The sequence below is a fragment of the Alphaproteobacteria bacterium genome (genome assembly GCA_030680745.1).
Taxonomy (GTDB): domain Bacteria; phylum Pseudomonadota; class Alphaproteobacteria; order JAUXUR01; family JAUXUR01; genus JAUXUR01.
Window position 1 is genome coordinate 76,968 of the sequence record JAUXUR010000059.1, and the last position, 14,470, is coordinate 91,437.

The 14,470-nt window shown below is 33.4% G+C and carries 9 protein-coding genes; 6 read left to right on the forward strand and 3 right to left on the reverse strand.

The window, feature by feature from the left end; all coding sequences use genetic code 11:
* Positions 1-181: 181 nt before the first annotated feature.
* Both Q8L85_06875 and Q8L85_06880 read left to right on the forward strand, forming a co-directional pair.
* Complete coding sequence (locus Q8L85_06875; protein ID MDP1724409.1) at positions 182-1,804, forward strand: electron transfer flavoprotein-ubiquinone oxidoreductase; 1,623 nt, start codon at positions 182-184, stop codon at positions 1,802-1,804.
* A 160-nt stretch (positions 1,805-1,964) separates the two neighbouring features.
* Positions 1,965-3,806: a tetratricopeptide repeat protein gene (locus Q8L85_06880; protein MDP1724410.1), complete on the forward strand. Its 1,842-nt coding sequence runs from the start codon at positions 1,965-1,967 to the stop codon at positions 3,804-3,806.
* 562 nt (positions 3,807-4,368) lie between these two features.
* Here the strand turns inward: Q8L85_06880 and Q8L85_06885 are convergent.
* Entirely contained in the window at positions 4,369-4,926 is a 558-nt protein-coding gene (locus Q8L85_06885; protein MDP1724411.1) for a hypothetical protein, read from the reverse strand.
* A gap of 348 nt (positions 4,927-5,274) precedes the next feature.
* Here Q8L85_06885 and Q8L85_06890 point away from each other — a divergent pair, with 348 nt between their 5' ends.
* Both Q8L85_06890 and Q8L85_06895 read left to right on the forward strand, forming a co-directional pair.
* Complete coding sequence (locus Q8L85_06890; GenBank protein MDP1724412.1) at positions 5,275-6,117, forward strand: hypothetical protein; 843 nt, start codon at positions 5,275-5,277, stop codon at positions 6,115-6,117.
* A gap of 90 nt (positions 6,118-6,207) precedes the next feature.
* Entirely contained in the window at positions 6,208-8,964 is a 2,757-nt protein-coding gene (locus Q8L85_06895; GenBank protein ID MDP1724413.1) for a hypothetical protein, read from the forward strand.
* A gap of 256 nt (positions 8,965-9,220) precedes the next feature.
* Here the strand turns inward: Q8L85_06895 and Q8L85_06900 are convergent, their stop codons facing one another.
* Together Q8L85_06900 and ccmA are read right to left on the reverse strand one after the other, a co-directional pair.
* Positions 9,221-9,646: a hypothetical protein gene (locus tag Q8L85_06900; protein MDP1724414.1), complete on the reverse strand. Its 426-nt coding sequence runs from the start codon at positions 9,644-9,646 to the stop codon at positions 9,221-9,223.
* 227 nt (positions 9,647-9,873) lie between these two features.
* Positions 9,874-10,458: a heme ABC exporter ATP-binding protein CcmA gene (gene ccmA / locus Q8L85_06905; GenBank protein ID MDP1724415.1), complete on the reverse strand. Its 585-nt coding sequence runs from the start codon at positions 10,456-10,458 to the stop codon at positions 9,874-9,876.
* 83 nt (positions 10,459-10,541) lie between these two features.
* Here ccmA and acnA point away from each other — a divergent pair, with 83 nt between their 5' ends.
* Both acnA and Q8L85_06915 read left to right on the forward strand, forming a co-directional pair.
* Complete coding sequence (acnA, locus tag Q8L85_06910; GenBank protein MDP1724416.1) at positions 10,542-13,256, forward strand: aconitate hydratase AcnA; 2,715 nt, start codon at positions 10,542-10,544, stop codon at positions 13,254-13,256.
* Positions 13,257-13,601: 345 nt separating this feature from the next.
* Positions 13,602-14,363 (forward strand): hypothetical protein, encoded by a 762-nt coding sequence (locus tag Q8L85_06915; GenBank protein ID MDP1724417.1) that lies wholly within the window; start codon positions 13,602-13,604, stop codon positions 14,361-14,363.
* Positions 14,364-14,470 lie beyond the last annotated feature (107 nt).

The following is a 14,470-nucleotide window of genomic DNA, read 5'->3' on the forward strand; positions in this document are numbered from 1 at the left end:
CCCTTATATTTATATTATAGCGGTAAATAGTTAAAAATTTGTATTAAATTTTGGGTATTTTTAATATTTATAAAGATTTTTTGCGTTGTTTTTAGCTAAAAATTTTTTGGCTGTTAAAGCTGTTGAGTTGTTGTGCGTAGGCTTTTATGGTAGCTTAAAGTTAAGAATTAAGGAGCATTCAATGGCACGTGAAGAAATGAATTATGATCTTTTGATTGTAGGGGCAGGACCTGCGGGACTTGCATCAGCGATTCGTTTTAAACAATTGGCACGCGATCATCATATTGATTTAAGTGTGGCTGTTATTGAAAAGGGCTCCGAAGTGGGTGCCCATATTTTATCTGGTGCCGTTTTTGAACCCCATGCTTTGACGGAATTATTACCCGATTGGAAAAAATTGGGTGCCCCTTTAAATACAGAAGCAAAAGAAGATCATTTTTTATTTTTAACAGAAAATAAGTCATTTAAACTTCCGACGCCGCCTCAAATGCATAATAAAGGCAATTATATTATCAGCTTAGGTAATTTATGTCGTTGGTTAGGTGTTCAAGCTGAATCGATGGGCATTGAAATTTACCCCGGTTTTACTGGCAGTAAAATGCTTTATAATGACGAGGGTCAAGTCATTGGTGTGGGTACAGGTGATATGGGCATCGATAAAGAAGGCCAAAAAACTGCTCAATTTACAGATGGTGTCAATCTTCTAGCGCGTCATACTTTATTAGCTGAAGGATGTCGTGGGTCATTAAGTGAAGAAATTATGGCTAAATTTGATTTGCGTAAAGATCGAGACCCACAAACTTATGGGATTGGTTTTAAAGAATTATGGGAAATCGATCCCCTAAAACATTCTCCTGGTAAAGTTGTACATTCAATTGGTTGGCCATTAGACCGTCATACGTATGGAGGATCATTTTTATATCATTTGGAAAATAATCAGGTGGCACTTGGTTTTGTGATTGGGTTGGATTATCAAAATCCTCATTTAAGTCCGTTTGATGAATTCCAACGTTATAAAACACATCCAAGTATTCGCCATTATTTAGAAGGTGGAAGACGCATTTCATATGGTGCACGTGCGTTGAATGAAGGTGGCTATCAATCTATTCCTAAATTATCATTTCCGGGTGGTGCGTTAGTAGGGTGCGCTGCAGGTTTTATGAATGTACCCAAAATAAAAGGGTCAAACACGGCCATGAAATCGGGCATGATTGCGGCAGAAGCAGCTTTCGCGCAGATGAATCCAACATGTGTGACACCCTTTGATTATGAAGAAGCGATAAAATCATCTTGGGTAGGTCAAGAACTTAAAAAAGTACGTAATATTAGGCCTTCTTTTCAAAAAGGTCTTTATTTTGGTATATTATATTCAGCCCTTGATACTTATATTTTACGGGGTAAGGCACCATGGACATTCAATCATCATGAAGACCATAAAACACTTAAAAAAGCTGGAGATTATTCCAAAATTGAGTATCCAAAACCAGATGGTAAAATAAGTTTTGATAAATTATCGTCAGTTTTTATTTCAAATACGAATCATGCTGAAAATCAGCCTTGTCATTTGAAATTAAAAAATAAAAACACACCTATCGATGTTAATCTTAAACTTTACGATGCTCCTGAACAACGTTATTGCCCTGCAGGTGTTTATGAAATTGTACAGGAAGAAGGATCGTCACATTTACATATCAATGCACAAAATTGCATCCATTGTAAAACCTGTGATATCAAGGATCCAACGCAGAATATTCAATGGGTTACACCGGAAGGTGGAGGGGGACCAAATTATCCCAACATGTAATAGACCTATTTGAAACGCTACTGTTGTGGTCGATTGAGGTGTCGTTTCAGTACTCAGATCCTCATGTATATAAGGATACATTCCGGCCTTCCGTGCTGAACCTCCTATCACTCGACGCACATCAGCGCGTTTCAAAAAAGGTCTAACGTAAAGGTTTAAAATGAAAATAAAAACTCACGTCGTTGCGAGCCCACGTAGTGGGTGTGGCAATCCAGTCTTTAAATCAACTTTCAAAGTCTTTGAAAAGTTTTTTTTCTGGATTGCTTCACGGCTGTGCCGTTCGCAACGACGAAATTCGTTGATTTTTAATCATCTTATTTCAAAAGCATCATTATTAATGTTTATTGTTTTCATGGCAGGATGCTCATCGCCACATCCAAAACATAAAACGAGTGATGTATTTTATGATACAGGGGCATCTTCATATGGTCATTATTTAGCAGGTAAATATGCTTATATTAAGGGTGATTTTGATGCTGCCGTGCAATTCATGGATCAGGCCATCGATTTAGCGCCGCATGAAAAGACGCTTTTACAATCAACTTATTTGACGCATATTGCGCAAGGTGATGTTAAAAAAGCCGTTCAATATGTTCAAAAATTAATTAAAAATGACCAGGCAGATGAATTTGCTTACATGATATCGCTCGTGAATTTTATTCACAAAGGTCAATATAAAGATGGCTTAAAATTAATTGCGCAATATCAAGATAAATTAGAGCCTTTTGCCTCTATCGTGCCGTTGATCAAATTGTGGTTACATGCTGGGTTAAAAGAGGCACTTCCTGTTGCTGAAGTAACAGAATTTGCACAAATGATGACTATCCCACAAACATATGATTATCATATTGGGCTTGTATATGAATTTTTAAATGATCCAAAAAAAGCAGAAGAATATTATAGGAAAGCATCAAATCCCATTGAATCTATGTCTTATAGACTTATCGAGATTATTGGTGGTTTTTTTGAACGTATCGCAAATCTAGAACAAGCTAAAAATATTTATAATAATGCGCAAGATAAAGAAAATGAATTTTTTATTTACGAAACATTTCAAAGCAGACTTAAAGAAAAAATAGCGCCCAATTTTGATATCCATAATGCGCAAGAAGGTATTGCTGAAGTTTTAACACAATTTGCGTCTAGTTATTTATCAATGAATATGTATGATTCATCTCTGCTGTTTATTCAGCTTTCACTTTATTTAAGGCCAAATTTTCCTCTTGCGCAAATGGTTTTGGCAAGCATTTTAATGGATCAAAAAAATTACACTAAAGCGTTGCAGCATTACAAAAATTTTTCGAGTGTTTCTCCTTTTTATTGGTTAGGACAAATGAAACAAGCCGAAATTTTGGTTGAAACAAAAAAAACAAAAGATGCTTTTTTATTGCTCGATGCCATGTCTGTTTCTAAACCCAATTGGGCATCACCTTCTTTATTACGTGCTAATAGCTTGCGTTCTAAAAAGAAATATCAAGAGGCAATTCTTTTTTATAATAAAGCCATTGATATTCTTGAAAAATCGACACAAAAAACAAATTTGTGGCATGCTTATTTTTTAAGAGGCGTTTGCCATGAAATGAATAAAGATTGGCCAAAAGCTGAAAAAGATTTAGAAAAATCAATTCAATTGCGCGATAATTATCCACTTTCTTTAAATTATTTAGGTTTTTTATGGGTTGATAAAGGGGTGTTTCTTGAAAAAGGATTGGATCTTATCAAAAAAGCGGTAGCGCTTGCGCCTGATGATGGCGCCATTGTCGATAGTTTAGGTTGGGCATATTTTAAATTAGGACAAATTGCATTGGCACAAGAACATCTTGAAAAAGCCGTTTTATTGACACCCAATGATCCCCAGATTCATGATCATTTGGGGGATTTATATCTTAAATTAGGCAGAGTAGACGAAGCACGTTACGAATGGAAAAAATCATTATTATTTAATCCAAGTGAAGAAGAAAAAATAAAAACAAGAGATAAATTAGATGCGCTGGTTTTGTAGGGGGCTAATTTTATGAATGATCTTATTAATATTGAGTTTGCCTTAAAAGAAAATCAACGAGTTCGTCATATATGGACACGGATATTAGGGTTAAGAAAAAAGTTACATAAAAGTAGTTATTAGAAAGAAGCTGTCATATATCCGGCATCTAGGTGCCTTAATGCTTTAAGCATTCTGTTTATCCTGGAGTCATACTATCATTGCGAGTTGCCCACCACTATTGTTTCCCTGAACAAGCGAGAAGCAAAGCTTCGAGTAGGATTCGGGGTCCAGATCACACTCATGGTCGAAGATCATGGCAAAATTAATAAACTCTCGCTATGCTCTTTGAGCATGTATTTTAGTCTGGATCCTGAATCTGCGTATGAAGCTGCGTTTCAACGCGTTCAGGAAAACAGTGACGTGGGAATCTAATAAGGGAGTTTTAAATTAAAAATTGTCCCTTAGATTGTTTTGTTATAGATGCTCAGAATCTGTCTTAAAAGGATGTAAAACATAAGACAAGATAGATTTAAGATTATCTTGCCTTAAGCAGGTGTAATATTTTCTTAGGATATAAATATTAAAATATCCAGAAATATGAAGCATATTTGATCATGAAGTCTTCGTCATGAAATGTTTCACTTTTCATAGCCGCTTTGGTTTTCTGCATGATTATTGACATACGTTCATCGCTTTTTTTGCTTTTGTATATTCTCATTTTTTCAAAATTTTTATGTATATTATTAAAACTTTTATTTATATTGATGAATTTTTTATTTGCAAAAGGGTCAATAAGTTGTGGGGTAACTGGAGGAGTAGAATATTTTGAATTGTGTAAGTTTTGTATGTATAAATTGCTGTTTTTTTTGTATTGGTCAACAAGCATTTCATTTTGCGTTGTTCCCAAAGCTGTTTTCGTTATCTCGTGGGCTGCTTTCTGTGCATCTAGTATTTCTCTTAAAAGAACGTCCGAACGTTCTTTTAGCAATAAATGTAGATCTTCATTTGGCATTTTACTGTATATATTGTCACAGATTTGATCGATGAGGTTTATGTATTCGTTTGCTTTATCATCATATTCGTTTGCGTATGTTGTGCTGGTAAATGCAAGAAGCATAAGTAAGATAATTTTTTTCATTTTAGTGTCTTTCTATTTTAAATGTTAATTTATAATGTTAAATTTATATTCAGTTATTATTAAATTTAACAGATAATAAAATATCAAATTATTTTAAAATAAAATACCCGTAAAAAATACTGGGTTTTTTATTTTTTTGAGGGGGTATGTTTGTTTTTTGACAGATTACAGATTTTAATAATAATTTTTAAATTTAAAAAACAAAAACATAAAATAATATTTTTTTATAAAAAAAGAATTAATTTAAGTAAAGTTTCATATAAAATATATTTTGTTAAATAATTATTGATTTTTTTTGTTTTAAAGTTTATACTTATGAAAGTTAATTACATTAAAAGGAGTTTAAAAATGAAATTTAAAATATTTTTGGCGTCACTCATCTTAGGTGTTTTTGCCCATCAGGGCACAATTTTTTGCATAGGTGACGATGAGGAGTTAACCAGCAAGATCGTAGAGATTTTGGATGGTGACGAAGTCGACACAAGTTCATCTTCTTCAAGCTCTATCTCGGAAAAGAGAGAAAATCAAGATGAAGTTATAAATTTTAATTTATTACCACTTGAACTAAAAATACAAATTTTAAAAGAATGTTCTTATTCAGATTTGAAAAATACCAAGAACGCACTCAAGGCTGAGATTAAAGAAAAAATTAAAAGTAAAAATCCTGATAATACGATTTCTGTACCTCTTGAGGTTCGTGAAACAGCACAGGAAATAGATTCTCAATTAAATGGAATAAGACATTATTTAAATCGTCCCATAAATATTATTGTTTGTTTTGCTGATAAAATTGATAGATCTAGGTCTTTTGATTTTTATTGCAATGGAATATTAGTGAAACATGCAGAAATTATAGTGGAAAGAAATACGTTAGATGGGCACTTAAAACCCGCAGAAATAATTATAGATAATTATAGGATCAACGAAACAGATTTGCCGTTGCACATAACATATACTAGTAGGATCATTGATGAAAGAGTTTGGCGTAATCTCGAAAATAGCGGCATCAATCAAGAAGCATATTTAAGATTGATGAATAGATTGCCAAATCCGGAATTGGGAATAATCACCATAGATGATCTTTTGAGTTATAAAGACAATAAATTGCCCGTTGAAGAGATTCGTTTTGTTGAAAAAAAAGAACCGAAAGGTTTTGATATGCAAATCGAAGCTGGGGTGAGTTTGGATTAAGTAAAAATCATTAATTTTTAATAGGTAAAGCAGCTTTGATTAAGGCTGCTTTATCTTAATATATAAATTTAATAAGGGTTATAAAGTAAAATGAAATTTAAAATATTTTTGGCGTCACTTATCTTAGGTGTTTTTGCCCATCAGGGCACAATTTTTTGCATAGACGACGATGCGTTTACCAATAAAAGCATAGATATTTCGGATGATGCCGAAGTCGACACAAGCGCTGAATCTACATCTAGTTCTTCATCTAGCGCAGGATCGTCTGACCTTCTTTTTTCACCGGAAGAAAACTGTTATTTGTTACAAGAATATAATGAAATAACTTGTTTTTTTGAATCGATTAAAGAAGAAATTATTCAAAACGCTTTTATTGAGAGCGATGATTATGAAGTGCATACTGAAGCGTTTCTTACAGAAAAGTTTAATAAGCATCAATTTATAACTAATAATGAAGAAATCCATCTAGCTTTTAATCAAAAATCAGAAAATTTAGATTTAAATGATATTGTTAAATGTAGAAAAATAAATTTACATTTCGATGTTATTAGTGATTTTATGCTTTGTAAAAAATTCGAAATAAAAGAGTTTTTAATTATTGTTTTAGAAAAATTAAAAAACGAAATCGATGAATTAAGAAAATATTTAACTATAAATGAAAATACACCTAACATATATTTAATTCTTAAGAGTGAAATTTTTGTTATAAGTTCTTCTATATATAGAATTTTATCTGATTTGAAAATGCGCAATGAAGATCATGAAGCAGCAATTGAACTTAGGTTAGACTTAATGGGTTTTCCATACAAAAATTATGAATCTTTATTAAAAAAAGCAGATGTTTTTGATTTAATACAAAGAATTTTTGTATATTATTTGAATGGTAATCGAACGGATCTTGAACGATTAAATAAGTTTATTAATTATCAGCAAAAATTTTTTTCTTTTGTAAAAGGATCCATTTGTGATGATCTTAAACATACCGTTTTGAATGCTCTTAATTTCTTGGCTATACAAGAAAAACCAGATCATTTAATTGATATTATTGGACTTCTTCCTGAGGAATTTTTTAGAGATTATAAAGATGATGTTTATAAAGAGCTTATAAAAGCGATTACTGTAAATGGATTAACAGAAAGGTCTTTTATAGGGCTTTTAAACAATTTAGAAAAAAAAGGTGTTTTTAAGGATATATTAACTGATGATTCTAATATCATAAAAAAGAATCCTGATTTGGCCTTTGTTTTTGCAAATATTTATAACGTTATTATGGACTTTGCTAAGGTTTCGGATCTTTATGAAGTCGCATATGATCTTTCTAAAAAATTTGATTATTTGTATCATGCAATTTCAGTAAATATTAAAATAAATAACCCTTCTAGAGATATGATGTTACAATTAAAATTATTTGATTTGAATATAAATAGAAAAGATAAAAATAATGATGTTAAATATTTCAATGGATTATTAGGAAATTTAGAACGTAATATGGATTTTAGTATTTCTATAATTTTTAAAGATATTACAAACAAAATAGGGCTTGATAATATTTTAAGTAATGTTAATATTTCTTTAGAATTAATAAATTCAATTAAAAATGTAGATGTTTGTTGTGATAAATGGAATAGAAAGAAAATTTTAAAACAGTATCTTGATGATTTAAATAATAACTTTCTTGAAATAAAGAATTTAATTGATTCCATTACAAATTTTAATACTAAACCTTCTAGTAGTTCTTCATCTTGCAGTTCTTATTTAAGTTCATCTTCCTATGAGTCGAGCGTTGTTTTAAAAGCCGTTTCATCCAACATCTCTTCTTCAAGTTCATCTTCTTCTGTACGAAATCTAGTTCCAAAAGCCACAAAAAAAAAGAAGACAAAAGACAGAAATGTTGTTTCATCCAACAGCTCTTCTTCAAGTTCATCTTCCTCCGTGCGAAATGTAGTTTCAAAAGCCCCGAAAAAAAAGAAGACAAAAGACAGAAATACTGTTTTATCCAGCAGCTCTTCTTCATCTTCCATCTCTACGCCAAGTCTAATTTTAAAAGCCCAAAAAGTGTTTGAAACGTCTCCAGATCAAACTATTAATACTTCCAGTTCGTCGTCGAATGCTTCTTTTGAGATGAGTATGCCTCTTGTTAAGAGCTCTGATATTGTGCAAAGCGCACGAAGCTATCTGAAGACTCTTGCGCCAAAGAAAGAAAAGAAAAAAACAAAAAAAGACAATTCTTTAAAAGAGGCTGCTTTTTTAGAAAGCAAAAAAATAGAATCATCGTCTAGTCAAGAATTAAAAAAAATTGATTCTAAAAAATTAGATCATGCTGGTTCTTCATTAAGATCTGCTTATAATCATGCCTCAGTTTTTATGCCAGGTTTTATGTCGACAATGCTTCGGGGTGGAAAAAAAGCGAAAACCTTTTTAAGTCGCGTGAAATCGCTTGCGAAATTAAAATGGCGCCCAGAACAAATAGAATCCATGGTGACAAGAATGGGACTAACTTTTAATGTGCAAAGAGGTCATGGTTCTCATGTGATGATTTTTGGAGAAGATATGAAACCTATCACGATGCCAAATCATGGGGATTGTAAAACAGGTGCGCTTGTTCCATTGTTTGAAACACTTCATCAGCGTTCTTTAGTGCCTGACGAAATTGGTAAAAAGATTAAAAATGTTCTGAAAAAAGAGCTTGGTGATCATGGTGAAGACGAAGATGATCAAATTGAAACGCCTTTTCAAGTATCTGTTGATTCATTATCTTTTTCAAGTTTTCCTGGCGATACTTCAGAGAGTGATGATTTAGGTGATGACACAGAAAATTTTGAAGACGACTCTTCTGGGGAAGAGTGAGTTAAATATTTTTTATATTAGACTTATAGTATAAAATGATGATGCCTTATTTAAAGTTGATATCGTCGATTGGAATATGTGTAGCGACGATTTTAAAAAATGATTAAAAAAGACCTTGTTTTGTTTCAACAAAGTGAGTTTGCTGTGGATGTTCAGAATCTGTCTTAAAATCATGTAACCCTAAGACAAGATAGATTTTAAGATTATCTTGTCTTAGGTATTGTAAGATAATTAAGAAAATATTTTTCTTTCTTAATTATTTTGTTATGAAATCACGTGCCCATGTTCCTAAAGTATCTGTGTGTATTTGCATTGCTTTCATTTCATGAAGGGTGTTATTTGCGGCATAGAAATTTATCAATGTGTTATGTAATGCATCGATTGTGTTCTTATGTCGAGTATTCATCCAGTTGCTTTGATTGTTCATTTTTCCAAGTGTGTCAGCAATATTCTGTAACGTTATAGATTCTTCTCTTGAAAGAAGAGTTATTTCATTCCAAATTACGTCTAATTGTTGTTTAAGCATTAGATGTAAATTATGGTTTGGTGCATTGCCTAATATATTGTCGCTCATTTGAGTGATAATATTCCTATGTTCAATTATTTTATCATCTAATAAAGTAGCATGGACAAGGTCTGTGCTAGAAAATGCAAGAAGCATAAGTAAGATAATTTTTTTCATTTTAGTGTCTTTCTGTTTTACATGTTAATTTATAATGTTAAATTTAGATTCAGTTATTATTAAATTTAACAGATAATAAAATATCAAATTACTTTTAAAAAAAATACCCGTAAAAAATACTGGGTTTTTTATTTTTTTGAAAGTGGTATGTTTATTTTTTAATAGGTTGTAGATTTTAATAAAAAAATTTTTGAATTTGTTTTTTATTTAAAATGGTTGTTTTGGTTTTACAAAACCAATTCCCGACATCCCTCTAACCCAATCTTCTCATGGGTTGAAAGTATCGCCACACCCCCCGCTTCAAGATGTTTCATAATAGCGTCTTTCAAAATATCAGATGCCTCTTGATCTAAATTGGTGAAAATTTCATCCATAATCCAAATAGGTCTGTGGCTTGAATTTAAATAATAGGCTAAAAACAATCGTTTTTTTTGGCCTTGCGAATAAGTTCGAATGAAATCATTCGCATTGATTTTAAACGCACTCAAATGATCTTCAATTTGCTTTTTTTTGAATCGATGGTTTGAGATTTTAAGCCAAAAACGAAGCATTTCATAGCCTGTAAGTTCAATGTCCACAGGCAAAGAATGACCAAAATAATGAACATTGTTTTCTTTAATTCTATGGCCTTGCCAATGAATTGTGTCGTCCTCATGCTCCAGCAAACCCGCAATTAATTTTAAAAGGGTTGTTTTGCCAGATCCATTGGCACCTTTTATAAGAAGGGCCTCACTTTTATTAAGTGTAAAAGAAATATTTCGAAGGATGCGTTGCATGCCTCTGAAAAAGCAAAGATTTTTAATGTCTAACATCAGCACTTGTATGATTGTGTAATTTTACCTAAAATAGCGCATAAAAGAATCAAATGTCCATTAATCTTATCAGGAGGAACAAAGTGTCAGATCCCAAAGCCAAAGCCAGGCAAATTCTTAAAGTAGGAAATACTTCCTATACGTATTACAGTTTAGCGTCTTTAAATGATCCTGACATCAATCGTCTTCCTGTGTCATTGAAAGTATTACTTGAAAATTTAATTCGCCATTATGATGGCACGCATGTCAAAGATGCTGATATTAATGCTTTTAAAGCGTGGACAAAAAAGAAATCCTCGAATCACGAGATTTCCTTTATGCCGGCGCGTGTATTGATGCAAGATTTTACAGGTGTGCCAGCTGTTGTTGATTTAGCAGCGATGCGTGATGCTGTGAAAAAATTTGGTGGCGATCCAACGCATATTAATCCTATGACGCCCGTTGATCTTGTGATCGATCATTCGGTGATGGTTGATAATTATGGGACGAGTGATTCTTTCGCACAAAATGTGCATTTTGAATATCAACGCAATAAAGAACGTTATGCCTTTTTAAGATGGGGTCAACAAGCCTTTGATAATTTCCGCGTTGTACCACCAGGAACAGGCATTTGCCACCAAGTTAATTTGGAATATTTAGCGCAAACTGTGTGGACCGCCCACGAAGAAGGCAGCCAAAATCAAGTCGCCTATCCTGATACGCTTGTGGGTACTGATAGTCATACGACAATGGTTAATGGTTTAGCTGTTTTAGGCTGGGGTGTTGGTGGGATTGAAGCCGAAGCTGTCATGCTCGGTCAATCAATTTCCATGATTATTCCTGAAGTTATTGGCTTTAAACTAACAGGCGCATTGCCTGAAGGCACGACGGCCACTGATCTTGTTTTGACGGTCACTCAAATTTTACGTTCTAAAGGTGTTGTCGGCAAATTTGTTGAGTTTTTTGGCTCGGGGTTAGCGTCTTTGCCATTAGCGGATCGTGCGACGATTGCGAATATGGCGCCTGAATATGGCGCGACGTGTGGTTTCTTCCCCATTGATCAAGAAACAATTAAATATCTAGAATTTACCGGTCGTGACGCACAACGCGTAAAACTTGTTGAAGCCTATGCTAAAGCGCAAGGTTTGTGGCGCGATGAAACAAGTCAAGATCCAATATTTACTGAAATTGTTGAACTCAATTTAGCGAACGTAAAATCATCGATGGCAGGACCTAAACGTCCACAAGATCGTGTTGATGTTGAAGCAGCCCCTGCATCTTTTGATACAATGTTTAAAGAATCAGTATCCGACGGTAAAGTTAGAAGTGTTCAAGTTGAAGGTCAAAATTATGCTCTTCAAGATGGGCATGTTGTGATTGCAGCGATTACAAGCTGTACAAATACTTCGAATCCATCGGTGATGGTCGGCGCGGGTCTTTTGGCGCGTAAAGCACTTGCAAAAGGCTTGAATGTAAAGCCTTGGGTTAAGACATCGCTTGCACCCGGTTCTAAAGTCGTGAGTGATTATTTAAGTGCAAGCAAATTAGATAAAGATCTTGATAAATTAGGCTTTAACTTAGTTGGTTATGGTTGCACAACCTGTATCGGGAATTCTGGTCCTTTAAAACCAGAAATTGCGAAAGCTATTGAAAATCAAGATCTCATGGTTGCCTCTGTTCTGTCGGGCAATAGAAATTTTGAAGGGCGTATTCATCCACAATCAAAATCCAATTATTTAGCATCTCCTTTATTGGTGGTGGCTTATGCTTTGTTAGGAACGATGCGTTCTGATATCACGAAAGAGCCTTTGGGATTGGATCAATCAGGGAAACCTGTTTATTTGAAAGATATTTGGCCAAGTCAAAAAGAAATTGAAGAGACCATTCAACAATCTTTAACGCCACAAATGTTTAGGGATCGCTACGCGCATGTGTTTGAAGGCGATAAAGAATGGCAAGCGATTCAAATTCCAAAAGACGTGACCTATGTTTGGGACGAAAAAAGTACTTATGTCAAAAATCCACCTTATTTCGATCAAATGGGCTTAAGTCCAAATGCGATTAAAGACGTGAAATCGGCACGTGCTTTAGCTATTTTGGGTGATAGCATTACGACTGATCATATTTCGCCTGCAGGCAGTATTAAAAAAGACGGACCAGCTGGTAAGTATTTGACAGATCGCAACATTACACCGCTTGATTTCAATTCTTATGGTGCAAGACGTGGTAATGATGAAATAATGGTACGCGGCACTTTTGCCAATATTCGTTTGAAGAACGAGATGGCGCCAGGGACGACCGGTGGTATCACGCGCTTTGTACCGGGTAATGACACAATGTCCATTTTCGATGCGTCGATGAAATATCAAGCGCAACATATTCCTTTGGTTGTGATTGCGGGTAAAGAATATGGCACAGGGTCATCGCGTGATTGGGCAGCAAAAGGCACGATGCTTTTAGGCGTTAAAGCCGTAATCGCTGAAAGTTTTGAGCGTATTCACCGTTCAAATCTTATTGGTATGGGTATATTGCCCCTTGAGTTCAAAAATAATGCAAGTCGCCTCAGTTTAAAACTAACAGGCGATGAAGTGTTTGATGTGATAGGCATTGAAAAAGGCTTAAGCCCTAAAATGGATGTTACGTTCACAATCACAAGACCCAATGGACAAAAAGAAACGATTCAACTTTTATGTCGCATTGACACAGAAGATGAAGTGAAGTATTTCGAAAATGGAGGCATCCTTCATTACGTTTTACGTCAAATTTTGTCCGATACGCCAACACGTAATAATACAAAATTGCGTGCGTCTGCGTCTTAAAATATGTATAGTCAATGGACATTGGAAGGATACATCGTCACGCTTTACTCATGTATATAAGGATACACTTCGTTCGTTGTTCCTTGTCTACTTCTCAAGTCTATTGACTATAGGTAGAAGGAAGGGGGGTTATGCCTCCCTTTTTTTATGTAAGAGATTGTATGTTTTAATAAAATTAATTTTATAAATAAAATATAAATAAATAAAAACTCTTTCTTAAAACAGATAAAAACATAGTATTCTTTACTGTTGCTTTAATAAAAGTAATTTGATACATTGTTTTTTCGCATATTCAGTAATGAAATATGTGTTTTAAATTTAATATCTAGAATAGAAAGAGATAAAATGAAAAAAATAACTTTAATTGCTTTTGCAATTTTTATAAATATATCTTCGCTTCATGCAAACAGAGAAGAAGAAATAACACAACGTCTTAATCAGCTTTATACTGAGATTCTTGAAGCAACACTTATTGATGAAGGTGAAGATGAAGATTATGATTTAGAAACAGGAAAATATAAAGAATTTTTACAGAATATAAAAGAAGCAGAAGTTGCTGGATATAATAATGTTGTGTTTTTAGGAAATCAACTAAAAATTCATTTATTAAATCGTATAAGAGCGTTCTTTTTAGAAATGCTAGAGGAATTAAGACAAGAATCAGAGGTTCTTTTTCAAAAAGGATTAGTACTTTCAGGGCGAATATTGTCACATATGGAATCGGGGAATTTTAAACAAATAGATATTCTTGAAGGTGAGATGCACCGTTTGTTCTATATAGACGATAGTGGATTATTGCCAGAAAACTTTAATCCTGTTGTATATCTTAGTTTGTATCCAGATCTGCAAAATGGATATAGTCGGCTTCCTTCAGATGAAGATAAAATGGATAAGGCTACAGAACATTATATAAATCATGGAAGAAATGAAGGAAGAGCATATTTAGAGCCGCTCCCAGCAGATTTTAATCCCGTAATATATCTTAGTTTGTATCCAGATCTGCAAAATTATGCCGATCAGTATTTTACTTCAGATGAAGAAAAAAAGAATTGGGCTACAAAACATTATTTAAATCATGGAAAAAAAGAAGGAAGACGTTATTTATAAGAAAGTTGAATAGATTACGTTTATTTGCTGACGCGCCGTCACGTAATAATACAAAATTACGTGTATCTGTGTCTTAAAATATGTATAGTCAATGGACATTGGAAGGA

Excerpts from the sequence above, each read along its gene's own strand:
- Q8L85_06875 (MDP1724409.1), top strand. The coding sequence starts at position 182 with ATGGCACGTGAAGAAATGAATTATGATCTTTTGATTGTAGGGGCAGGA.
- Q8L85_06880 (MDP1724410.1), top strand. The coding sequence starts at position 1,965 with ATGAAAATAAAAACTCACGTCGTTGCGAGCCCACGTAGTGGGTGTGGC.
- Q8L85_06885 (MDP1724411.1), bottom strand. The coding sequence starts at position 4,926 with ATGAAAAAAATTATCTTACTTATGCTTCTTGCATTTACCAGCACAACA.
- Q8L85_06890 (MDP1724412.1), top strand. The coding sequence starts at position 5,275 with ATGAAATTTAAAATATTTTTGGCGTCACTCATCTTAGGTGTTTTTGCC.
- Q8L85_06895 (MDP1724413.1), top strand. The coding sequence starts at position 6,208 with ATGAAATTTAAAATATTTTTGGCGTCACTTATCTTAGGTGTTTTTGCC.
- Q8L85_06900 (MDP1724414.1), bottom strand. The coding sequence starts at position 9,646 with ATGAAAAAAATTATCTTACTTATGCTTCTTGCATTTTCTAGCACAGAC.
- ccmA (MDP1724415.1), bottom strand. The coding sequence starts at position 10,458 with ATGTTAGACATTAAAAATCTTTGCTTTTTCAGAGGCATGCAACGCATC.
- Q8L85_06915 (MDP1724417.1), top strand. The coding sequence starts at position 13,602 with ATGAAAAAAATAACTTTAATTGCTTTTGCAATTTTTATAAATATATCT.